This window comes from Streptomyces sp. PsTaAH-137, assembly GCF_003259365.1.
In the GTDB taxonomy this organism is placed as follows: Bacteria; Actinomycetota; Actinomycetes; order Streptomycetales; family Streptomycetaceae; genus Streptomyces.
The window spans coordinates 71,171-90,997 of sequence record NZ_QLLY01000021.1 but is presented as its reverse complement, the minus strand read 5'-3'; the positions used below and the strand labels follow the sequence as shown (position 1 = coordinate 90,997).

The following is a 19,827-nucleotide window of genomic DNA, read 5'->3' as shown; positions in this document are numbered from 1 at the left end:
GTCAGCTTCCCGTCGGGCGGAAGAACTCGGACGCCGTGCGCAGGAGGATGCTGATGTCCCGCCACAGCGACCAGTTGTCGATGTACGCGTTGTCGAACCGGCAGCGGTCCTCGATGGAGGTGTCCCCGCGCAGCCCGTTGATCTGGGCGAGCCCGGTGATGCCGGTCGGCATCCGGTGCCGCTCGCTGTAACCGGGGTGAGTCTCGCTGAACTGCACGACGAAGTAAGGGCGTTCGGGCCGCGGGCCGACCAGGCTCATGTCGCCGCGGAAGACGTTCCACAGCTGGAGCAGCTCGTCCATCGAGGTGCGCCGCAGGAAGCGGCAGAACCACGGCATCCGGTGCTCGTTGGCGACGCTCCACCGGGTCGCGGACTCCAGCGGGTCGGCCGGGCGGTGGGTGCGGAACTTCAGCAGGGTGAACGGCCGGCCGTCCTTGCCGATGCGCTCCTGCCGGAACACCACACCGGGCCCCTCGCTCAGCCGCAGCCAGACGGCGCAGGTCAGCAGCACCGGGCCGGCGAGGACCAGCAGCACCGAGGAGATCGCCAGGTCGAGGGCGCGCTTGCCGGGGTGCCGCGGGAACGGCGGGGCGACGAGCGGCCGGACGGGGAAGCCCGCCAGCTGCCGTCGCGGCTCCCGGTGCTGCGCGACGTACGGTGACGGCTCGGGGTCCAACTCCCAGATCTCGCACCGCAGTTCGCTCAAGGACCGCAGCCAGGGCAGATGTTCGGGGGCGCCCGCGCTGCCGAGGACGATCGCGCGCCGGACGCCGTTCTGGATCACCGCGCGCCGCATGTCGCCCACGGTCGTGAGCACCGGGAGCGGGGGCGTCTGGTCGTCCGCGCGCTGCTCGGCCGCGCCGTCGCCGCTGACGACGCCGACGAGGTTGACGCCGCTGCGCGGGCTGCGCTGGAGCGCGGCCGCGACCCGCGCGGCGGTCTGCTCCGGCCCCACCAGGAGCGTCGTGCAGGGCCGCCGGACGAGGGTCACGCGCCGCCGCCAGTAGACGAGGGAGCGCCCCAGGAAGGTGAGGACGCCCTGCGCGGCGAAGCCGGTGAGCACCGCGTGCGGGGAGACCCGCTCCAGCGGCGGCAGCGTCGCCGCCAGCGCCATCAGCGCACACCACGCGACCGCGAGCCGCCCGGCCACGGTGGGCAGGTCGTCGAGCATGTACCGCTCGTCGAAACGGCGGTAGAGACCGGCGTTGCGGTACAGGGCGAGGACGAGCACGACGAACCCGGCCACCAGCAGCGGATGGCGCTGTACGGGCGTCAGGACGAGGGTGCCGAGCAGCGCGGCCGTGCTGTCCGTGGCGCACAGGAAGGCGCGCGAGGAGTGGCCCCGGGCGGGGCCGCCGATGAAGGTGACGCGGTTGCCTGCGGCGGTGCGCTGCGCGACGACGGTGCCGAGCCGGCCGGTGTCGTCCACGGCAAGCCGCTGGCCCGCGGAGGAGGCCACGGTTCGTTCCTGGGTCACGTCGCGACCGGCTCTCTGCACTCGATGGTCTCCAGACCCAGAAGTTCGCGATAGACGTCCGTGACGGCTTTGGCCGTCCGCCGTACGTCGTGGTGCGCGTGCACATGGCCCTGGGCCTCCCGGCCCAGCGCGCGCAGCGCGTCGGCGTCGCTCAGCAGCCCGGACAGGGCGCGGGCGAGGGCCGCGGGATCGTCCGGCGGGGCCAGGCACCGCTCGGCCAGGGGTGGCGGCAGGCTCTCGCGGGCTCCGTCGACGTCCGTGACGAGCACGGGTCTGCCGCAGGCCATGGCCTCCAGCGGGGCGAGCGCTATGCCCTCCCACCGCGAGGGCAGGACGACCAGGTCCGCCGCCCGGTACCAGGGGGCGGCGTCGTCGACGGACCCCGCGAAGCGCACCGACGGCGGTGCCGCGGCCCGGAGCCGGTCCAGGTCGGGGCCGTCGCCGACCAGCACGAGCCGCGCACCCGGCACCCGGGCGAGCACGTCCGGCCACGCCTCGACGAGGACGTCCTGCCCCTTCTGCCGGCACAGCCGCCCCACGCACACGACGAGCGGTCCTTCACCGTCGCCGGTGTCCGCGGCGGGGCCCTCGGGGCGGAACCGCTCCAGGTCGACGCCGTTCGGGACGAGCCGCCACGGCGCCTCGATCCCGTGGCCGGTTCCGGTCTCCTGCTCGGCCCGGCTGACGCAGATCAGCCGGGACGCCCACCGCGCCCCGCGCCGCTCCCAGGCCAGCGCCAGGCGGGCGCCGAGCCCGCCGACCGCCTCGAACGACCAGGCGTGCGGCTGGAAGACGGTGGGGATCCGGCCGCGTACGACGAGCCGGGCGGCCAGGCCCGCCTTGGCGCTGTGCGCGTGGACGAGCTGCGGCCGAGCGTGCCGCACGATCCGGGCCAGCCGGCGGCACTCGCCCGGCACGGCCCTGCCCGGCGCACGCGAGGCCTCCCACTCCAGGACCTCGCAGCCGAGGGCCGCGAGCATGCCGGGAAGCTCGCCCGAGGCGGGGCAGGCCACCGACACCTGCATCCCCGCGGCGCGCTGCGTGCGCACCAGGTCGGCCACCACACGCGCCACTCCGCCGTCGACCGGCTGGGTCACGTGCAGAACGTGCGGCGGCAAGGGTGCGGACGTCACATGCATCGCCTCTTCCGGCAGAACTGAGAGAGCGGTCGGCTCGTGTCCACAACGTCTCCAGGCCGCTCGGAGAAACGGTTCGAACCCGGCCTAGGACCGGGCGTCGACGGCGCCGAAGAGCACCCCGGCCCAGGCCGGGTCCCCGGTCGACGCCAGCCGGAAGTCCAGCGCGTCGCCGCCGCGGGCCAGGGCCCGGTCGAGCGGGAGCACGTCGGAGTCGTAGCCGAGGGTGTTGTCGTGGGCCGGGACCCGCTCGGGCTGGGTCCCCGGCTGGCTGATGGTCGAGTTGAGGACGTCGTCCGCCGGGTTGGCCCGGTCGGACAGCGTCACCGGGCGGCCCCGGCCGGCCGAGACGGTCAGGGAGTCGCCGGTCCCGCCGCGGTCGCCGTTGTAGGCCACCAGGCCCGCGTAGCCGCGCGCCCCCTCGGGGAACGCGGTCTTGACGTGCACCTTCTCGGCGGAGCGCGCCTTGGTGAAGGTGTCGAAACCGTCCCGCAGGAACAGATGACGCAGCGGCTCGGACGGCTTCTCGTACGCGGCCACGAGCGTCCACCCGCCCCAGGCCCCGGCGGCGGTCTGCCCCATGGCGACGTTCAGCTGCGCCACGGTGTAGAGCCCGGACCCGCTGGAGCGCACCAGATCGGTGACGTCCGCCGAGGCCTGGTAGGCGTCCGCGCCGTTCGCGACCCGGTGGCCGACCACGGTGTCGGCGAGCACCTGCTTGTACTCGCCGCCGGGCTCCGCGATCAGGACGCGTCCGTTGTCGCGCGGGGGCTTCTGCTCCCCGACCCGGAGGTTGCCGCCCCAGTACAGGCGCGCGTAGGTGACGCGCGCCCCCTCGGGGACGCGGACCTCCGCGCGGGTCGAGTTGTAGGTGTTCGGGTCGCGGTCGACGTCCGTGTAGAACATGTCGAAGTCGCCGTTGGCGGCCGTCGCGCCCGCCCGCGCCTCGGGGCAGCCCACGTTCTTGTCCGACGCCGCGCCCCGGCAGGTGATGGCGGAGTTCGCCGCGCGCACGAAACCGCCGTGCTGCACCGCGTCGTAGCGGCTGGTGAACGGGAGGGCGGGCTTCTCCGCCGCGGGCTTCGGTGGTGCCGAGGGAGTCGCCGACGCCGTCTGGCACAGCGGGGGCACTGCCGCCAGCGACAGGAGTCCCACCATCAGGCGACGCACAAAACAACCTTTCGAATTACGCATGGCCGGCGTCCCTTTCAGGAATGAGGAAGACGCTCTACTACACCCGGGAAATCAGAAAGTCACACTTATCCAACCGCGGCACGAAGGCCAGACCCCTTGCTCAGGGGGTGGCCAACGACAGCGGCGGGAAAGCGAGTTTCACTTCATACACGATGTGTGTCGGAGTTGTGAAATTCCCGGTACCCCGGTGTCGACACTCCGCGAGCCACTTCAACGAACCAATCGGTATTCACTCTTTCGGAGCCGAAACTCTCTGGCGCGTCGTCCGTTGCACACGAGCCGGGCGCCTGTCCCGGCCGTATGGATCGACCCAAGGAGCATGTTCATGTCGCGTACCGCGAAGGCAGTCGTCTTCTCCGCCATGGCCGCCGCCGCCGTGGCCGGCACCGCCGGCATCGCCGCCGCCGACAGCGGCGCGCAGGGTGCCGCCACCCACTCCCCCGGCGTGGTGTCGGGCAACGTCGTGCAGGTGCCCGTGCACGTGCCGGTCAACGTCTGCGGCAACACCGTGAACGTCATCGGTCTGCTGAACCCGGCCTTCGGCAACAGCTGCGTCAACAGCTGACCCGCGGAGCCTGACTCTTCCTCAGCCGCCCCTCTTCCAGGGGCGGCTGCTTCGTTTCCTGCCCCATTCGGACGCAGCGGCCGGAAGCCGGCCACACCGGCCTCACCAGGCAGAACGGCACAGACGCAGGGCATTCCGATCACGGAGAGCGGTCACTCGGTTGCGGACCGTCGTGCGGCATTTCACGGTGATCTCAAGCACCAACACGCCCTCGAAAGGGAAAGAAATGCCTGCTCTGCCCGTACGGCGCATCGCGACCTCCGCTCTCTGCGCGTCCCTCCTGATCGGTGCGGCGGCACCCGTGTTCGCCGCGGACTCGTCCGACGAGCGCGCCAGCCGCACGGTTGTGTCCACCTCCGTCGCTCCCGACGCCGCCGCCCTGCTGAGCCAGGTCAAGACCCTCCAGGACACCGGTGGCGTCCTGACCCCGGTCACCGGCCTGCTCGACGCCGTCCTCAAGACGAAGGACGGCAAGCTGCCCGCGGACGAGGCCCAGAAGCACGCCGACGCGATCAAGTCCGCCATCGACACCGCGAAGGCGGCGGCCCCCGCGGCTCCCGCCGTCCCGGCCACGCCCGGCAAGGCGGTCCCCGACGACGCGAAGGCGCCGCTCGACGTCAAGGCCGACGCCCTGGCCGCGCTGCAGTCCGCGGTCGACGCGCTGGTGAAGTCCGCGACGGCCGGCGATGTCACCGCCATCGCCACCCAGGCGCCCGTCGTCGTGACCGGCCTGGTCAACTTCCTCGCCGCCACGCTGCTCAGCGGCGCGCTCCCGGCCCCGAACCTGCCGGGCCTGCCCGCGCTGCCGGAGGTCCCGGCCGCGAACACCCCGGCGCTGCCCTCCACGCCGTCGCTGCCCGCGACCCCGTCCCTCCCGCAGGCGCCGGCTCTCCCCTCCGTGTAGCAGCGCCTCACACAGCCCGCCCGGGGCAGGTCGCACGACCTGCCCCGGGCGGGTTTTCGATGTGCGCACGGTAATTCATATTTACGCCGAGGAACCGTTCTTTCGAGTGGGGATCAAGGAACCCGCACACCCCGGAGTTTCCGTCGGCGAAGACGGTCGTTGAGTAAGCAGAAGCCGAACACCGCGCATTAAGAATGCCCCGCGGTGAATATTCCATGCCGATGACTTAAAAGTCGTCGAGGAAAGGATAAACAATGAAGTCTCTGAAGGCCGCTGCCGTTGTCGCCGGTTCCCTCGCCCTGGCCGGTGCCGCCGCCCCCGCCTTTGCCGCGGACCTCGCCCCGACGAGCCTGAACGGCGCCCTGGACACCATCGCCAGCCAGCCGACCCTCGACGTCCAGCCGGTCAGCAGTAACCTGCTCGACCCGAAGGCCGGCGGCGCGGTGGACACCGTGACGGGCGCCGCCGACCAGCTGAACCCGGGCGGCGCCGCGGCCCCCGGCGACCTGCTCGGTGGTCTTCCGCTCGGCGGCTGACCGCCCTGTTTCGTTGATCCGAACGGGCGACGAAGGGTTTACGCGGGTGTGTCTTTGCGGCAATTCGCGCGGAGCGCGCCCCTACGATCCCGGAAAACCCCCGTAGGAAGGTTCGCGAAATGAACACTGCCAAGAAGGCCGCCCTTGTCCTTGCCACCGCCGGCCTCGCGGCGGGTGCCGCTTCCGGTGCCGCCTTCGCCGACGGCGGCGCGAGCGCCGAGGGTGCCGCGGTGGGTTCGCCGGGCGTCGCCTCGGGCAACCTGGGCCAGGTTCCGGTCCACGTTCCGGTCAACGTCTCCGGCAACACGGTCAACGGCATCGCCGGCCTCAACCCGGCCTTCGGCAACACCGCCGTCAACGACTGACACGACGTCGCGGCTTTCCCCGCACGTTGAGCCACGTATCGAAGGCTGGTTCGGAACGCACCTGTTCCCGGACCAGCCTTCGGCGTTCTCCGACATCAATTCGAGTGCACCGCGTTCCGCCAATGGAGTGACAGCGCCGCAATCGACGGTCTCCGTCTCGCTAGGCTTCCTCGGTGACTTCAACGTCGAGTATTGACACCACGTTTCGGGCAGCGGATCTGGGAACACTCGCTGTCATCGCCTGGAGTGGGGAACACGTCGATGAGGAAGAGGACATGCCTTTCCTCCTCGCCTACTCCATGGGTGATTCCCCCGCCGGCCCCGAGGGCTCGGAGGCGGCCGTCCGGGCGCTCCTGACCAACAACGGGCTGACCGTGGGCACCACCGTCCACGACGGTTCCCGGCATCCCAGCTTCCCGGTCTCGCTGCTCGTCGAGGCGGGCCAGGCCGTCGTCACGATGCCGCTGCTGAACGCCCAGTGCCAGGTGCCCCCCGAGTGGCTGGAGGCGGCCGACGCGCGGGGCAGCGCGTACTTCATCTTCACCACCCGCCCCTGGCCCACCGCTCCTCCCGGACAGCCGGTCGCCGAGGGCGAGCTGGAGAAGTTCGCGGGCGCCGAGGAGACCCTGACGGCGGCCGCCCACTGCATCCTGCCCATCCGCAAGATCCGCGGATAGCACCGCACACACGCGTCCGCGGTGCGGCGGTGGCTGGCCGAATCATCGGCCCGCCCCGCCGCACCGCGGCGCACTGCTTCCCTGAGGCTCGGTCAGCCGAGGCCCAGACCCAGGCCGAGACCGAGGTCTAGACCGTGGCGGTGCCAGTGGTCGTGGTGGCAGCCCCACCCGTCGTCGCACGGGTGGGCGGCGGCCACCGACCGGGCCGGCGCCTGCGGCGCGGCGGCCTGGGCGGCACCCGCGAGGGGCACGAGGGCGGCGGCAGCGATCAGGGCGGCCACGGAGGTCCGAACTTGTCGCGCCGAGCTTCACATTTAGTAACGCTGCGCAATCAGCCCTGTTCGCAGCCACCAGGAGGGTCGCGTGAGCACCACCCACCAGAAGGCAACCACCGTTCCACACGCGCGGACGGGACCGGACGCGACAGCGGCGCCGCCGGGTCCACGGGACACCGCTCTCGGCGTTCTGCTGGTCCTCACCGGGGCCGCCGGGCTGCTCGCCTCGTGGGTCATCACCCTCGACAAGTTCAAGCTGCTCGAGGACCCGGACTTCACCCCGGGATGCAGCCTGAACCCGGTGGTCTCCTGCGGGAACATCATGAAGAGCGCGCAGGCGGCCGTGTTCGGGTTCCCCAACCCGATGCTCGGGCTCGCCGCCTACGCGATGGTGGTCTGCACCGGGGCCGGTCTGCTGGCCCGCGCGCGCTTCCCGCGCTGGTACTGGCTGGGCCTGCACGCCGGGTCCGCCTTCGGCGTCGGCTTCGTGACGTGGCTGCAGTTCCAGTCGCTCTACCGCATCAACTCGCTGTGCCTGTGGTGCTGTCTGGCCTGGGTGGCCACGATCCTGCTGTTCTGGCGCGTCACCGCGCACACCGTGTCCACCGGCGCCCTGCCCGCGCCGCCCGCCGCGCGCGGCTTCTTCGCCGACTTCTCCTGGGTGGCACCCGCACTGCACATCGGCGTCGTCGGGATGATGATCCTGACCCGCTGGTGGGACTTCTGGACGAGCTGATCCGGCTGATCCCGCGACAGAGTCAGGAACATGACGGGTGATCGGTTCCGCAGCGGCCATGAACCGTGAGCAGATAGCGGGCCTTGAACCGCAGCGCCTGCGGGTCCAGCGGCGTCGTCAGCACGTCCGCGACCTCCAGCTCGGCCGCCTCGGTCACGAATCCGGGCAGGTACCGGCGCTCGGACACGGTGATGACGGGGATGCAGCGCATCGGGCCGAGCCGCCGCATGTACCGGACGACCTCCAGCCGGTCCGCCCCGGGGCGCCCGAGCGCCAGGACGACCAGGCCCACGCCACCCCGTATCAGCGCCTTCAGCGCCGCGTCGTTCGAGGACGCGCCGGCGGTCGGGACGGCCAGCGGGACGAGGGCCGCCTCCAACGCCCTGATGCCCCAGGCGCATTCATCGATCAGCAGAATTTTCATCTTGGGCGCCCCCGATCTTTTCCGCCTCGCCGACAGATCGATTGTCCTGCAGATCGACGGTTCGGGAGGTGCACTATCCGCCGATTGCTCCCGCCGGGGGAATTCTGCACTGATACGCAAGAAGGTTCGTTAGCCCTGATGCGTCATCAATCCCGAACGGAAAGAGACAGCATCCGAAATGAGCATCAAGGTACGAGGAACGATCGCCGTGCTGGCCGGCTGCCTCGCCGCCGCGGCCGGGGCCACCCCCGCCGTCGCGTCGGCGAACGTGCCCATCGAGATTCCCCTCGCCGGCGTGGAGAACGCGCTGCACATGGACGTACCGGAGCTGAGCACCGAGGCTCCCGTCCCGATCCCCGGGGCTCCCGAGGGACCCCGGTACTCGCAGGACCACGTCCTGCCGCAGAACGCCCTGCCGCGGCTGCCGGTGAGCAGCGAACTGCCCGCCACCCAGGCCGGGGTGCCGGTGCCTCGGCTGCTGCCCGGCGAGCCCGCCGAGCAGATCGGGCTGAGCGCCGAGGGCTCCCCCGTGCACACCCTGACGCCGGGAGCCTCCGTGAACCCGCCGCTGAGCGGCCCCCGCTCCGAGCGGTTCGGGCTGCCCCAGGTGTCGGCCCCGCAGGCCGCGGTCGGCACCCCCGACGTACAGGCCCGGCCGGGGGCGGACCTGGCGCTGGGCTGATCCCCGAGGGGCCGGTCCCCCGGCCCCCAGACCTCCAGGAGGACATGGCCGTGAATTCCCGACTTCCCCTGACCACGGGCCGGGCACCGGGCGCGAGAGCGTTACTGACCCGGCGCAGCGCGGGCCTGGTCCTTCTGGGCGCCCTCTCCGCCACCGCCGCCGTCCTGCGGATGCGTCCCCGGCCGCAGCGGTCCGGCCCACGGACCGAGGCGGGCGAGACGTTCGACGAGATGTACCGCGGACGGCGGATCACGGGGAGCCGGGCCGCCGGGGCGGGCGGTGCGTGGCAGGTCATGGTGGACGGCCGTCCCCTGCACCTCATGCGGCGGGCCGACGGCTCGTACCTGAGCATGGTCGACCACTACGACTCGTACGCCACTCCCCTCGCCGCGGCGAGGGGGGCCGTGGCCGAGCTCGGCGGCCAGGCGCTCCGCGACCACACCGGGGAGGTGTGAAAGCCGATGGTGCACACCCGGCAGAACCAGAACACGCTCACCAAGGCGCAGAAGCGGCGCTTCGTGGACGCCGTCCTCGCGGTCAAGAAGAGCGGCCGCTACGACGACTTCGTGCGGACGCACATCGAGTTCTACCAAGGAGACGGTGACGGCGGTCTGCGGGTCGCGCACATGACCCCGTCGTTCTTCCCCTGGCACCGCAAGTTCCTGCTGGAGTTCGAGCGGGCCCTGCAGAAGGTCGACCCGGGCGTCACGGTCCCGTACTGGGACTGGACGGCGGACCGGACGCCGGCCGCCTCGCTGTGGGCCGAGGACTTCCTCGGCGGCAACGGCCGCGACGGCGACCGGCGGGTGACGACGGGACCGTTCGCGCGGGCGCGCGGCCACTGGACCGTCACGGTGGCCGTGACCGACGGCGACTTCCTGATGCGGGACTTCGGGCGGCCGCAGGCCCCGGTCGAGCTGCCGGGCAAGGACGAGCTGGCGTCGGCGATGCGGGAGAGCGCGTACGACGCCTCTCCGTGGAACTCCATGGCGACCAGCGGATTCCGCAACGCGTTCGAGGGCTGGCCCAGCCGGCTCGGGGACCGCACCTGGTACAACCACAACCGGGTGCACCGCTGGGTGAGCGGCCACATGCTGGGCGCCGGTTCGGTCAACGACCCGGTGTTCTGGCTGCACCACGCCTTCGTCGACCTGTGCTGGTCGCGGTGGCGCGAGCGGCACCCCGACGCGGCGCCGTACCTGCCCGCCGAGCGCCCCGGCCTCGGCGACGCGCAGCGCAAGAAGATCCTGATCGCGGGCGACTCCATGGAGCCCTGGAACACCCCGGTCCGGGACATGCTCGAACACAAGAGCCTGTACCGGTACGTGTGACGAGCGCGGGACGCACGAGGGCCCCCGGCACATGGTGCCGGGGGCCCTCGTCGGTGCGCGTACGCTGCTGAGTGTCAGCCGCCGTAGCCCATGTCGCCACCGTCGCTGTTCACGCAGGTGTTGCCGAACGCCGGGTTCAGCAGACCGATGACGTCCACGGTGTTGCCGCAGGCGTTGACCGGAACGTGGACGGGGACCTGGAGCAGGTTGCCCGACAGGACGCCCGGCGAGTTGGTGGCAGCGCCCTGGGCGCCCGCGTCGGCCATGGCCAGGCCGGCGCCGCTCATCACCACGGCACCCGTGCCGAGGGCGACAGCGGCTGCCTTCGCGATGCGAGACATCACGTTCTCCTTTTGCTTGGCAGTGCGGCCGCGTGGTCGCAGCCGTCGGCCTGTTCAACGGCCGCGCCCCCTCGGCAGTAACGGCTTTTGCGGGGATACCTCCTGAAAAGGGCAGGCATCCGGCGGCCGGTGTCCCTCAAACGGCGGGCGCCACGGTCCTCCCGTCGTACGCGCCGCCCCGGCACATCCGCACATCGCCGTCGGCAGCCCAGTGCGGGACACCGCCGCCCGCCCGGCACTCGGCGGGCGCCAGATAGTCCAGGTCGAAGCGCGGGCGGCGGACGTAGGCGAACCCGGTGTCCGTGCCGCCGGCCGAAGGACCGGCTCCCGCGACCCGCTTGACGCACCGGTAGGCATCGCCGCCGCCGAAGACGCGGAACGCGGGGACGCCGCCGCGCGCCCGGCACTGAGCCGCCGTCAGCAGCGCGGTCGGGTCGTGGGTGTCCGCCGTCGCGGAGCCCGCCGTCACGGGGAGCCAGGCGAGGGCCGCCGCCACGAGCGGGACCGCGCACCGAGTGAGGAACATCCTTGCGTACGCCTTTCGTCGCCCCCTCCCACAGTGCTCGCCGCCGGACCCGCGCGCAGGCGGGGAGGACCGAACGGGGCGCGCCCCGATCAGGAACCAGAGGCGCGCGCCGTCGTTTCCCGGGTGTCCCGCTCATCACTCGCGGAGGAGGACGCATGAAGGTGGTCTGCGCCGGCGGAGGGCCCGCGTCGCTGTACCTGTCCATCCTTTTGAAACTCCAGGACCGGCGGCGGCACGTCGCCGTCCACGAACGGAACCCCGAAGGGGCCACGTACGGCTGGGGTGTCACCTACTGGCCGGACATGCTCGGCACCCTCACGGCGCACGACGCGGAGTCCGCGCGCGCCATCGAGCGGCACTCGGTGCGGTGGACCGACGGCGTGGCGCACATCGGCGGGCGGACCACGGTCCACCACGGCGACACCGGCTTCGCGATCGGCCGCCGCCGGCTCCTGGAGATCCTGGGCGACCGGGCGTCCGCGCTGGGCGTCGAGGTGACCTACGACCGGACGGTCGCGCCCGGCGACCCGGACCTCGACGGCGATCTGGTCGTGGCCGGGGACGGCGCCCGCAGCGCGCTGCGCGACGCGCACGCGGAGCACTTCGGCACCCGGACCGTGCCGGGGCACAACCGGTTCGTCTGGCTCGGCACGACCCAGGTGTTCCGGTCCTTCACCTTCGCCTTCGTGGAGAGCGACCACGGCTGGATCTGGGCCTACGCCTACGGCTTCGACGGCGAGCACAGCACCTTCATCGTCGAGTGCTCGCCCGCCACCTGGAGCGGCCTCGGCCTCGACGCGCTGGAGCGGGACGTCGCCCTGAAGCTGCTCGGGGACCTCTTCGCCGAGCCGCTGCGCGGGCACCCCCTGATCGGCCGGACCGATGTGGACGGGCCCGCGCAGTGGCAGCGGTTCGGCACGGTCACCAACCGGACCTGGTCGCGCGGCAATCTGGTCCTGCTGGGCGACGCCGCCCACACCACGCACTACTCCATCGGCGCGGGCACCACCCTGGCGATGCAGGACGCGATGGCGCTGGCGGACGCCCTGCGCGGCGACGCCCCGCTCGCCGCCGCCCTCGGCGCCTACGAGCGGACCCGGCGGCACGCGCTGCTGCCGTTGCAGAGCGCGGCCCGGCACAGCGCCGCCTGGTACGAGAACCTGCCGCGCTATGTCGGGCTGCCGCCGGACGAGATGTTCGCCCTGCTCGGGCAGCGCCACTCGCCGCTGCTGCCGTACGTGCCGCCCCGGCTCTACTACCGGCTGGACCGGGCGGTCAGCGGCGCGGGGCCGCTGCGGTCGCTGAAGCGGAAGATCGGCCCGCGCCTCGCCCGCTTCCTCCAGAAGGACTGACGCACGGACCGGTGCCGATTCCGGTCATTTTCATTGCACCGGGGTAACGGTCCGTTCTTCCGGCCGCCGCACTTCGTTGAGCAGGCCATGGAGATGCAGAGAAACGATCCGACAAGCATGTCGAATCCTCCGTCGGACACTCCGATCTACGAAACCGTGGTGCGGCTGTGGCAGGCCCACGGAAGGACGGTGCCCGTGCCTCCGCAGGCCCGGCCCGCCCGGCCCTCGCGCGGCTGGGTGCGGGTGGATCAGGCACCGCACCGGGGGCACTGACCGTCGGCGGGACACGCCCGCCGTCGGCCCAATTCGCCGTTCCGCGGGCCCCGCGGCGGTGTGATTGACGCGTCATATTCCCCTCACCTTTTAGGGAGAAACGATGCGTCTTCGCGCATTCGCAGCCGCCACGGTCCTGGCCGGGACCGCGGTTCTGGGTTCCGCTGCCGTCGCCTCCGCGCAGGACGGTCCCGACGGGGCCACCGCCGCCGGGTTCGCCGCGAACAGCCCCGGCGTGCTGTCCGGGAACGTCGTCCAGGTCCCGATCGACGTTCCGGTCAACGTCTGCGGCAACTCGGCCAACGTGATCGGCCTGCTGAACCCGGCGTTCGGCAACGCCTGCGTGAACGGCTAAGCACCACCCACGGGTGTGCCCGGGCCCTTCGGCCCGGGCACGCCTTTCGCACACGGCACGCCTATCGCAGGCGGCGCGCGGGGAGCGACGCGGTGTGCAGCAGGAGTTCCAGGGGGCCGCGGCGGAAGCGGGCGGTCCACAGCACGGCGAGCAGCATCGCGCCCGCGATGAACGCCAGCAGCATCGGCAGCGCCGCCATCGAGTCGCTGTCGGCCGCGGGCACGTACCAGACGTCGGTCAGCAGCCAGAGCGCGACGATGTGCAGGGCATAGACGGTCAGCGCCATCGTGCCGACCGCGGCGACGGGCGCGGCGGCCCGGGTGAGGCGCGGCATCCGGTCGACGACGAAGAGACAGCCGGCCAGGACCACGAGCGCGACACCGGTGTTGCCGACGATCCAGAACGTGGTCTGGCTGTGCGGCGCGGCCACGAGGAGCCAGCTGAGCGGGGTGCTCGCCGCGCCGTAGGGATCGCCGACCGCGTCGGACCACCAGGCCGAGGAGGCCGAACCGCCGTCCGTGGCCGAGGCGATGAGGCCCGAGGCGCCGGGGACGAGGCGCAGGGCGAGCCAGGAACCCCCGTAGCCGAGGACGGCGAGGCCCGCGCCGGTCAGGGCGAGCCGGGAGCGGATCCGCGGGCGGGACAGATCGAGGCGGGCCACCGCCATGCCCGCGAGCAGGAACGGCGCCCAGGTGAGGACCGGGTACTCGCCGGTGAACAGCAGCTCCACGAAGCCGTCCGTGTCCGTGATCCGGGCCAGCGGGTCCCAGGAGATGAGCGCGTCTCCCCACGATCCCTCGTCGAGGGCCACCCGGATCGCGTAGAGGATCTGCGGCATGAGCAGTGCTCCGGCGGCCGCGAGCAGCCCGAGTGTCCTCGCCCGCAACCGGTACAGCGGCAGGAGCAGCAGGAAGAGCAGTCCGTAGAAACTGAGGATCACCTCGATGGTGGTGTCCAGTGCCGTCAGGGCGTAGCCGAGGGCGATGAGCAGCACGGAGCGGATCACGATCCGCGCCGCCGCCCGCCGGCCGGCCCGGCCCCTGCGCGGGCGGCGCCTGCCCATGATGATGATCAGCGAGAACCCGGCGAGTACGCCGAACAGCGTGGCCGCGCGGCCGCGCGCCGCCTCCATCAGGAAGCCCAGGGGCCCGCCCACCGAGGGGTCGGGTCCGACGTGGACGGCGTACATGCCGAACACCGCGAGGCCACGGGCCAGATCGACGCCGATCAGGCGACCTGCCGGGGTCCGGGTCGGGAACCGGGGAGAGGCGGCGGCGGAGGAGAGAGGAGAGGGGACCGCCGCCGCCTCGCGCAGCGCCGCATGCGGCGGGACCGGAGAGCCTTCGTCTGTCATGGCTCCCAGGGTTCGCTCGCCGACCCGTCGCGTCCCACCCGCCGACCGGCCGGAGCCGACCCCGCCGACCGGCCGGATCGTGGCCGTCCACCGGCCCGCGTACCCACGGACCCCGCAGACGGCCGCCCGCGCGCGTGGTACGCATCGGGTGACGGCCCATGGCGAGTGGAGCGCGCATGATCCGGGTTCTGTTGGTCGACGACGAGGCACTGGTCCGTACGGGCTTCACGCACATCCTCGACGCGACCGAGGGCGTCGAGGTGGTGGCGGCCGTGTCCGGCGGTCAGGCCCTGCCCGCGGCGAGAGAGTGGGAGCCGGACGTCGTGCTCCTGGACATCCGGATGCCCGACGTGGACGGGCTGACCGTCCTCGACGAACTGCTCCGCCTCGACAGTCCCCCCGTCGTGGCCATGCTGACCACGTTCGACGCGGACGAGTACGTCGATGCCGCGCTGCGCTCGGGCGCCGCCGGGTTCCTCCTCAAGGACACGGATCCGGAACAACTCCCGTATCTCATCCGCACGCTGGCCGACGGCGGCACCGTGCTGTCCTCGCGGGTGACGCGCACCGTGGTCAACGGCTTCCTGGACCAGGGCGGACGCGAGCCGGCCGCCTCCCTGCTCGTCGGGCGGCTGACCGGGCGCGAGCGCGAGGTCCTGGTCCTGATGGCCGAGGGGCTCGCGAACGCCGACATCGGCACCCGGCTGCACCTGAGCGTCGGCACGGTCAAAGGGCACGTCAGCGCCCTCCTTGAGAAGCTGGAGGTCGGCAGCCGGGTGCAGGCGGCGCTGCTCGCCGAGCGGGCCGGGGTGCTCTGGCGCGACCGGGGCCGGGGCGAGCGGTGAAACCCTCCGACGCCGCGCTCGTGGTCGTCGCCCTGGCCGACGTCTGGGTCAACGTCGACAGCGAGGACCGGGGCCGCGTCGCCGCCGCGCTGCTCGCGGTGGCCGCGCTCACCCTGCGCCGGCACCGGCCGCTGGTCGCCTTCGTGCTGACCCTGCCCACCGCCCTGCTCACCGACGCGGTCTTCGCCACCCTGGCCGCGCTCTACACGCTCTCCTCGCTCGCCCGGCACCGCAGCCTGCTGGTGTGCTGCGCCCTCGCGTTCACGGTCTGCGACTTCATGCCCTGGCCGTGGTCGAGCCTGGAGACCGGTGAACTGGGCAGAACCCACGCCCTGGTCAACATCACGTACACCCTCGCCACGGCCGCCGCCCCGGTCTTCCTCGGCCAGCTCGTGCAGGCCCACCGCGAGCTGTCGCTGCGCCTCGCCGAGATCACCGAGGCCCGCGAGCACCAGCAACTGCTCACCTCCCAGGCGGTGCTGGCGAAGGAGCGCGCGCAGCTCGCCCGGGAGATGCACGACGTCGTCTCGCACCAGGTCAGCCTGATCGCGGTGCAGGCCGGGGCGCTCCAGGTGGGCAGCCGGGACGCCGACGCCCGGGCCGCCGGTGCCACGATCCGGCGGCTCAGCGTGCAGACCCTGGACGAGCTGCGGCACATGATCGGCGTGCTCCGCGCCTCCGGCAGCCGCCCCACCGAACTCACCCCGCAGCCCTCCCTCGCCGACCTCCACCAGCTGATCGGGGCCAGCGGTATCGAGACGGAGCTGGTCACCAACCTGCCCGGCGAACTCCCCCCGAGACTCCAGCGCGCCGTCTACCGCACGGTCCAGGAAGCCCTCACCAACGTACGCAAACACGCGCCCGGCGCCACCGCCACCGTCCGCATCCAGCGCCACGGGCCCCGGCTCCGCGTCACCGTCACGAACACCACGCCCACCCGCCCGGCCCTGCGTCTGCCCGGCGCCCACCACGGCCTCGTCGGGCTGGGTCAGCGGGCCGAACTCCTGGGCGGCAGCGTGACGTCGGGGCCGACGCCGGACGGGGGGTTCGCGTTGCGCCTCGAACTGCCGACGGGGGTCGCGGACTGAGATCGGGCCGGGTGGGTGCCGGTCAGGGCGGGGTCTGGTAGAGCGTCTGCATCGGGGGGCGGCCGTAGGCGCGGCGGTAGGCGGCGGCGAAGCGGCCGGGGTGCAGGAAGCCCCAACGGGCCGCGATCCGGGTGACGGTGGCGCCGCTCCCGATGTCGGCGGCCAGCAGATCCTGGTGGGCGTGGGCGAGCCGGACCCGGCGCAGATGGCCGAGCGGCGTGGTGTCCAGGTGGAGCCGGAAGGCGTACTGCAACGCGCGGGGGGAGACCCGGGCGACGGCCGCGATGTCCGTGATGCTGATGTCACGGTCCGCGTGGTCGTCGATGTAGGCGAGGGCGCGGCGCAGGGTCTCCGGGTGGGCGTCGCGGCGGTCCGCGCCGGTGGGATCCAGGAGCGCGTTGCTGGGAAAGGCGTTCAGCACGCTCGCGGCCAGGAGCTGGGAGGCGGTGGAGGCTATCAACGGCGCGTCCCGCACGGCCGGTTCGGCCAGCACGTGGTCGCGCAGGTGGGCGATGGTCCGGCGCAGATGCCGGGCTGCGGCCGGGGAGACGGGCCGGTCACCGGTGAGCCGGACGGGCCAGCGGCCGGGCCGCGGGGCGGCCACCTGGTCGAGCAGGGCGGGGTCGAGCAGGATGAGGTCGTAGCCGGCGCTCTGGATGACGCCCTTGTAGCCCCGGTCGTGCGGGGCGTACAGGAACACGTCCCCGGGGCCGAAGAGGCCCTCGGTTCCCCCGGCGTGCTGCCGGACGATGCTGCCGGAGTGCACGTTGCCCAGGCAGATCTGGCCGATCGGCCGTCCGGCGTCGTGGCTCATGTCGTAGTCGAAGGCGAGCCGGTCGATGCTCATGGCCCCTGTGCTGTCCCGTGAGACCTGCGCCCTGGTGTGCTCGGCGGCGCCGCCGATGTGCATCTTCGTGTACGCCCTGCTGAGGAAGTCCTCGGTGAGGGCGAGGTCCTCGCTGTCGAACCGGAGTGTCTCCATGTCCGTCCTCGTGCCCGTGACTCAGGTCGCCCGGTCGCGGCGCTGTTCCGCTTCCTGTGGGGACTTGCTCGCGTCCCGGCCGACGGGTTTCGCTTCCACCGGCCAACGGTACTCAGCGGACCGGACGGCCGTCCCGGTCTCGGTGCGATCGAAACCGGGCCCCGGACTTCGCTGCGCGGATGATGTCGGCGCTGAGCTGCGCGATCACCCCTTCGCCCACCGTGCTGCCGAACCTGTGACCGACACGGACAATCTCGGCCAGGGGTTCCTGAATCGGTCCCCCCGGAGCACACCCTGTCGTCGTTCGGCGGTCACGGCCGAACGGACCGCGGGAGGAGAGAGTGCATGGATTCCATGTCCCTCGGCGAGGAGATCCTGTGGCTGAAGCGGCGGGCCCGTGAGATGCAGGAGTCGGCACGGCTGATGCGTGAGCGGGCCATCAGGCAGCGCGAGCTGGCGAAGGAGGTGCGGGCCACGGCAGTGGGCATGCGGGGGCTGGCGGTGGCCCAGCGCATGTCCCTGCGCTTGGCCGGCCCGAGTGCCGAAGAGGCCGGGGGCGGTCGCCGCCCGGACGCCGAGATGGTCCGGAGCGCGTAGGCGAACCCGCTCGTCCCGGCAGCCGACGGCGTATCTGCGCCGGGGTGCGTGAGGGTCCCGGGAACGACGGCGGCCCCTGGTCGGATACCTCCTGACCAGGGGCCGAGCCGTAGACCCTGTGGGACTCGAACCCACAACCAATGGATTAAAAGTCCACTGCTCTGCCAATTGAGCTAAGGGTCCACGCGCCGGCCGCGGGCCGACGCACCCCCGAGCATAGCCCGCCGGGCCCGGAACACCGATCGGGTATCGGTGTTCCGGGGCGGGTCAGGAGCGGCGGAGGAACCAGTGGCGGGCCGAGGCCAGCCACCACACGCCCGCGAAACCGAGCACGACGAGCACCGCGACCGGTGCGTAGTTGAAGGTCTCCCAGGTCACCGGGGAGACCTGCGGGAGCATGAAGAGGACGGTGATCACGGCCACCCAGGTCACCGCCACCACACCGACCGCACCGGACCAGCGGCCCAGGTGCCACGGGCCGCGTTCGAACGCCTCGCCCTTGCGCAGCCGCAGCAGCGTCGGGATGACGTACGCGATGTAGAGGCCGATGACGGCGATCGAGGTCACGGCCGTGTACGCGGTGACGTTGATCAGGTACGGCAGGCCGAGGACGAGCGCGCCCGCCGCCGCCAGCCAGACCGCCGCGACCGGGGTCCGGGTGCGCGGGCTGACCGTGTGCCAGACGCGGGAGAACGGGAGGGCGCCGTCGCGCGAGAAGGCGTAGATCATGCGGGAGTTGGCGGTGACGGACGCCATCCCGCAGAACAGCTGCGCCCCGATGACGACGAGCAGCAGCAGCTTGCCCGCGGTCGCGCCGAGCGCGTCGAGCAGGATCTGGGCCGGGGGCGCGCCCGTCGCCGAGTCGAGGGAGCCGTTGTACGACTGGATCGCGAAGGTGAAGCCGAGAAGCAGGACGAATCCGGCGATCCAGGATGTCCAGATCGACTGGACGATGCCCTTCGGGCCCGCCGTCGACGCGTCGTGCGTCTCCTCGGTCATATGGGCGGAGGCGTCGTAGCCGGTGAAGGTGTACTGGGCCATGAGCAGGCCGATCAGCACGACGTACGCGCCACTGCCCCACCCCGTGTTGTTCACGAACTCGCCGAAGACGAACGACGCCGACTGGTGGTGGTCCGGCACGAAGGCCAGGGCGCCCACGATCACCGCGACCCCGATCACGTGCCACCACACGCTGACGGAGTTCAGGAAGGCGACGATGCGGACGCCGAAGGTGTTGAGCAGGCCGTGCAGGACCAGGATCGCGGCGAACAGCAGGATCGTGCGGCCCGGCGTCACCTCGAAGTCGAACTGGAGATTGAGGTACGCGCCCAGGAAGGACGCCGCGCCGAAGTCGATGCCGGCGGTCACGGCGACCTGCCCGAGCACGTTGAACCAGCCGGTGAACCAGGCCCACGCGGCGGCGCTCTTCTCCGGCGCCAGCCGGTGCGCCCAGAAATAGAGCCCCGCCGAGGTCGGGTACGCCGAGCAGATCTCGGCCATCGCGAGCCCGACGACGAGGGTCATCAGCCCGACCCCGACCCAGCCCCAGGTGATCAGCACCGGGCCGCCGGTGTTCATGCCGAACAGGTACATCGTCAGGCAGCCGGAGAGCACCGAGATGATCGTGAAGGAGACCGCGTAGTTCGAGAACGCGGACATCCGGCGGGCCAGGACCTGCGTGTACCCGAGCTGAGCGAGCCGCTCCTCGTCGGAGCCGGGCGGTGCCGGGGGCTGTGTCGGGGGCGGTGTCGAGGGCGGTGTCGAGGGCGGTTTCACGTCAGCGGCGTCGCCTGCATCACTTGTCATGCCCCC

The 19,827-nt window shown here is 72.1% G+C and carries 24 protein-coding genes and 1 tRNA gene; 14 read left to right on the top strand and 11 right to left on the bottom strand.

Annotated elements, in window-relative coordinates:
- Nucleotide 1: 1 nt before the first annotated feature.
- From K377_RS34670 to K377_RS34660, 3 genes are all read right to left on the bottom strand, one after another.
- Nucleotides 2-1,477, bottom strand: a complete 1,476-nt coding sequence (locus tag K377_RS34670; RefSeq protein WP_111667588.1) for a sugar transferase — start codon at nucleotides 1,475-1,477, stop codon at nucleotides 2-4.
- Nucleotides 1,474-2,616: a glycosyltransferase gene (locus K377_RS34665; RefSeq protein WP_111667587.1), complete on the bottom strand. Its 1,143-nt coding sequence runs from the start codon at nucleotides 2,614-2,616 to the stop codon at nucleotides 1,474-1,476. Before K377_RS34665 ends, K377_RS34670 begins: the two co-directional genes overlap by 4 nt.
- Before the next feature lie 84 nt (nucleotides 2,617-2,700).
- Nucleotides 2,701-3,807 (bottom strand): DUF3344 domain-containing protein, encoded by a 1,107-nt coding sequence (locus K377_RS34660; protein WP_111667586.1) that lies wholly within the window; start codon nucleotides 3,805-3,807, stop codon nucleotides 2,701-2,703.
- Nucleotides 3,808-4,132: 325 nt separating this feature from the next.
- On the opposite strand from K377_RS34660, the gene K377_RS34655 reads away from it, so the two are divergent.
- The 5 genes from K377_RS34655 to K377_RS34635 all read left to right on the top strand — a co-directional run bounded on the left by K377_RS34655 (nucleotide 4,133) and on the right by K377_RS34635 (nucleotide 6,854).
- Nucleotides 4,133-4,372, top strand: coding sequence for a chaplin (locus K377_RS34655; RefSeq protein ID WP_111667627.1), 240 nt, complete (start codon nucleotides 4,133-4,135; stop codon nucleotides 4,370-4,372).
- A 226-nt stretch (nucleotides 4,373-4,598) separates the two neighbouring features.
- On the top strand, nucleotides 4,599-5,276 hold the full coding sequence (locus K377_RS34650; RefSeq protein WP_181512718.1) for a hypothetical protein: 678 nt from the start codon (nucleotides 4,599-4,601) through the stop codon (nucleotides 5,274-5,276).
- 254 nt (nucleotides 5,277-5,530) lie between these two features.
- Nucleotides 5,531-5,812: a hypothetical protein gene (locus K377_RS34645; RefSeq protein WP_111667585.1), complete on the top strand. Its 282-nt coding sequence runs from the start codon at nucleotides 5,531-5,533 to the stop codon at nucleotides 5,810-5,812.
- A 119-nt stretch (nucleotides 5,813-5,931) separates the two neighbouring features.
- A complete protein-coding gene (locus tag K377_RS34640; RefSeq protein ID WP_111667584.1) occupies nucleotides 5,932-6,177 on the top strand; it encodes a chaplin in 246 nt (81 codons plus the stop codon).
- 173 nt (nucleotides 6,178-6,350) lie between these two features.
- The gene (locus K377_RS34635) at nucleotides 6,351-6,854 is read left to right on the top strand and encodes a DUF5949 family protein (RefSeq protein ID WP_111667583.1); all 504 of its coding nucleotides are present in this window, start codon (nucleotides 6,351-6,353) and stop codon (nucleotides 6,852-6,854) included.
- A gap of 92 nt (nucleotides 6,855-6,946) precedes the next feature.
- Here K377_RS34635 and K377_RS34630 read toward each other — a convergent pair whose 3' ends face one another.
- Complete coding sequence (locus tag K377_RS34630; protein ID WP_111667582.1) at nucleotides 6,947-7,135, bottom strand: hypothetical protein; 189 nt, start codon at nucleotides 7,133-7,135, stop codon at nucleotides 6,947-6,949.
- Nucleotides 7,136-7,217: 82 nt separating this feature from the next.
- On the opposite strand from K377_RS34630, the gene K377_RS34625 reads away from it, so the two are divergent.
- A complete protein-coding gene (locus tag K377_RS34625; protein WP_161195107.1) occupies nucleotides 7,218-7,865 on the top strand; it encodes a vitamin K epoxide reductase family protein in 648 nt (215 codons plus the stop codon).
- Between the two features lie 22 nt (nucleotides 7,866-7,887).
- Here K377_RS34625 and K377_RS34620 read toward each other — a convergent pair whose 3' ends face one another.
- Nucleotides 7,888-8,289 (bottom strand): two-component system response regulator, encoded by a 402-nt coding sequence (locus tag K377_RS34620; protein ID WP_146614813.1) that lies wholly within the window; start codon nucleotides 8,287-8,289, stop codon nucleotides 7,888-7,890.
- A gap of 178 nt (nucleotides 8,290-8,467) precedes the next feature.
- On the opposite strand from K377_RS34620, the gene K377_RS34615 reads away from it, so the two are divergent.
- From K377_RS34615 to K377_RS34605, 3 genes are read left to right on the top strand one after another with little or no spacing between them, the layout of a single operon-like run.
- Nucleotides 8,468-8,971 carry a hypothetical protein gene (locus K377_RS34615; protein ID WP_111667579.1) on the top strand — a complete coding sequence of 168 codons (504 nt, stop codon included), beginning with the start codon at nucleotides 8,468-8,470 and terminating at the stop codon, nucleotides 8,969-8,971.
- 50 nt (nucleotides 8,972-9,021) lie between these two features.
- Entirely contained in the window at nucleotides 9,022-9,426 is a 405-nt protein-coding gene (locus tag K377_RS34610; protein ID WP_375605985.1) for a tyrosinase family oxidase copper chaperone, read from the top strand.
- Between the two features lie 6 nt (nucleotides 9,427-9,432).
- Nucleotides 9,433-10,302, top strand: a complete 870-nt coding sequence (locus K377_RS34605) for a tyrosinase family protein (protein ID WP_111667577.1) — start codon at nucleotides 9,433-9,435, stop codon at nucleotides 10,300-10,302.
- Nucleotides 10,303-10,376: 74 nt separating this feature from the next.
- Here K377_RS34605 and K377_RS34600 read toward each other — a convergent pair whose 3' ends face one another.
- Nucleotides 10,377-10,643, bottom strand: a complete 267-nt coding sequence (locus K377_RS34600) for a chaplin (RefSeq protein ID WP_111667576.1) — start codon at nucleotides 10,641-10,643, stop codon at nucleotides 10,377-10,379.
- Nucleotides 10,644-10,779: 136 nt separating this feature from the next.
- Nucleotides 10,780-11,169, bottom strand: a complete 390-nt coding sequence (locus K377_RS34595) for a hypothetical protein (protein ID WP_146614812.1) — start codon at nucleotides 11,167-11,169, stop codon at nucleotides 10,780-10,782.
- 155 nt (nucleotides 11,170-11,324) lie between these two features.
- On the opposite strand from K377_RS34595, the gene K377_RS34590 reads away from it, so the two are divergent.
- Together K377_RS34590 and K377_RS34585 are read left to right on the top strand one after the other, a co-directional pair.
- Entirely contained in the window at nucleotides 11,325-12,521 is a 1,197-nt protein-coding gene (locus K377_RS34590) for an FAD-dependent monooxygenase (protein WP_111667574.1), read from the top strand.
- 376 nt (nucleotides 12,522-12,897) lie between these two features.
- Nucleotides 12,898-13,149, top strand: a complete 252-nt coding sequence (locus K377_RS34585) for a chaplin (protein WP_111667573.1) — start codon at nucleotides 12,898-12,900, stop codon at nucleotides 13,147-13,149.
- 61 nt (nucleotides 13,150-13,210) lie between these two features.
- On the opposite strand, the gene K377_RS34580 is transcribed toward K377_RS34585, so the two are convergent.
- A complete protein-coding gene (locus tag K377_RS34580; RefSeq protein ID WP_111667572.1) occupies nucleotides 13,211-14,503 on the bottom strand; it encodes a DUF418 domain-containing protein in 1,293 nt (430 codons plus the stop codon).
- 176 nt (nucleotides 14,504-14,679) lie between these two features.
- Between K377_RS34580 and K377_RS34575 the strand changes: the two genes are divergently transcribed.
- Together K377_RS34575 and K377_RS34570 are read left to right on the top strand one after the other, a co-directional pair.
- The gene (locus K377_RS34575; protein ID WP_111667571.1) at nucleotides 14,680-15,348 is read left to right on the top strand and encodes a response regulator transcription factor; all 669 of its coding nucleotides are present in this window, start codon (nucleotides 14,680-14,682) and stop codon (nucleotides 15,346-15,348) included.
- On the top strand, nucleotides 15,345-16,436 hold the full coding sequence (locus K377_RS34570; protein ID WP_111667570.1) for a sensor histidine kinase: 1,092 nt from the start codon (nucleotides 15,345-15,347) through the stop codon (nucleotides 16,434-16,436). Before K377_RS34575 ends, K377_RS34570 begins: the two co-directional genes overlap by 4 nt.
- A 22-nt stretch (nucleotides 16,437-16,458) precedes the next feature.
- Here K377_RS34570 and K377_RS34565 read toward each other — a convergent pair whose 3' ends face one another.
- Nucleotides 16,459-17,418, bottom strand: coding sequence for a helix-turn-helix domain-containing protein (locus K377_RS34565; RefSeq protein ID WP_111667569.1), 960 nt, complete (start codon nucleotides 17,416-17,418; stop codon nucleotides 16,459-16,461).
- A gap of 345 nt (nucleotides 17,419-17,763) precedes the next feature.
- Between K377_RS34565 and K377_RS34560 the strand changes: the two genes are divergently transcribed.
- A complete protein-coding gene (locus tag K377_RS34560; protein WP_111667568.1) occupies nucleotides 17,764-18,015 on the top strand; it encodes a hypothetical protein in 252 nt (83 codons plus the stop codon).
- 110 nt (nucleotides 18,016-18,125) lie between these two features.
- Here K377_RS34560 and K377_RS34555 read toward each other — a convergent pair.
- Nucleotides 18,126-18,198, bottom strand: a tRNA-Lys gene (locus K377_RS34555).
- Nucleotides 18,199-18,282: 84 nt separating this feature from the next.
- A complete protein-coding gene (locus K377_RS34550) occupies nucleotides 18,283-19,821 on the bottom strand; it encodes an amino acid permease (RefSeq protein WP_111667567.1) in 1,539 nt (512 codons plus the stop codon).
- Between the last annotated feature and the right edge of the window lie 6 nt (nucleotides 19,822-19,827).

What these genes read in the sequence shown, in the direction of transcription:
- K377_RS34665 (WP_111667587.1), bottom strand. Translation starts at nt 2,616, where the DNA reads ATGCATGTGACGTCCGCACCCTTGCCGCCGCACGTTCTGCACGTGACC.
- K377_RS34660 (WP_111667586.1), bottom strand. Translation starts at nt 3,807, where the DNA reads ATGCGTAATTCGAAAGGTTGTTTTGTGCGTCGCCTGATGGTGGGACTC.
- K377_RS34655 (WP_111667627.1), top strand. Translation starts at nt 4,133, where the DNA reads ATGTCGCGTACCGCGAAGGCAGTCGTCTTCTCCGCCATGGCCGCCGCC.
- K377_RS34650 (WP_181512718.1), top strand. Translation starts at nt 4,599, where the DNA reads ATGCCTGCTCTGCCCGTACGGCGCATCGCGACCTCCGCTCTCTGCGCG.
- K377_RS34645 (WP_111667585.1), top strand. Translation starts at nt 5,531, where the DNA reads ATGAAGTCTCTGAAGGCCGCTGCCGTTGTCGCCGGTTCCCTCGCCCTG.
- K377_RS34640 (WP_111667584.1), top strand. Translation starts at nt 5,932, where the DNA reads ATGAACACTGCCAAGAAGGCCGCCCTTGTCCTTGCCACCGCCGGCCTC.
- K377_RS34620 (WP_146614813.1), bottom strand. Translation starts at nt 8,289, where the DNA reads ATGAAAATTCTGCTGATCGATGAATGCGCCTGGGGCATCAGGGCGTTG.
- K377_RS34615 (WP_111667579.1), top strand. Translation starts at nt 8,468, where the DNA reads ATGAGCATCAAGGTACGAGGAACGATCGCCGTGCTGGCCGGCTGCCTC.
- K377_RS34605 (WP_111667577.1), top strand. Translation starts at nt 9,433, where the DNA reads ATGGTGCACACCCGGCAGAACCAGAACACGCTCACCAAGGCGCAGAAG.
- K377_RS34600 (WP_111667576.1), bottom strand. Translation starts at nt 10,643, where the DNA reads ATGTCTCGCATCGCGAAGGCAGCCGCTGTCGCCCTCGGCACGGGTGCC.
- K377_RS34595 (WP_146614812.1), bottom strand. Translation starts at nt 11,169, where the DNA reads ATGTTCCTCACTCGGTGCGCGGTCCCGCTCGTGGCGGCGGCCCTCGCC.
- K377_RS34590 (WP_111667574.1), top strand. Translation starts at nt 11,325, where the DNA reads ATGAAGGTGGTCTGCGCCGGCGGAGGGCCCGCGTCGCTGTACCTGTCC.
- K377_RS34585 (WP_111667573.1), top strand. Translation starts at nt 12,898, where the DNA reads ATGCGTCTTCGCGCATTCGCAGCCGCCACGGTCCTGGCCGGGACCGCG.
- K377_RS34580 (WP_111667572.1), bottom strand. Translation starts at nt 14,503, where the DNA reads ATGACAGACGAAGGCTCTCCGGTCCCGCCGCATGCGGCGCTGCGCGAG.
- K377_RS34575 (WP_111667571.1), top strand. Translation starts at nt 14,680, where the DNA reads ATGATCCGGGTTCTGTTGGTCGACGACGAGGCACTGGTCCGTACGGGC.
- K377_RS34565 (WP_111667569.1), bottom strand. Translation starts at nt 17,418, where the DNA reads ATGGAGACACTCCGGTTCGACAGCGAGGACCTCGCCCTCACCGAGGAC.
- K377_RS34560 (WP_111667568.1), top strand. Translation starts at nt 17,764, where the DNA reads ATGGATTCCATGTCCCTCGGCGAGGAGATCCTGTGGCTGAAGCGGCGG.
- K377_RS34550 (WP_111667567.1), bottom strand. Translation starts at nt 19,821, where the DNA reads ATGACAAGTGATGCAGGCGACGCCGCTGACGTGAAACCGCCCTCGACA.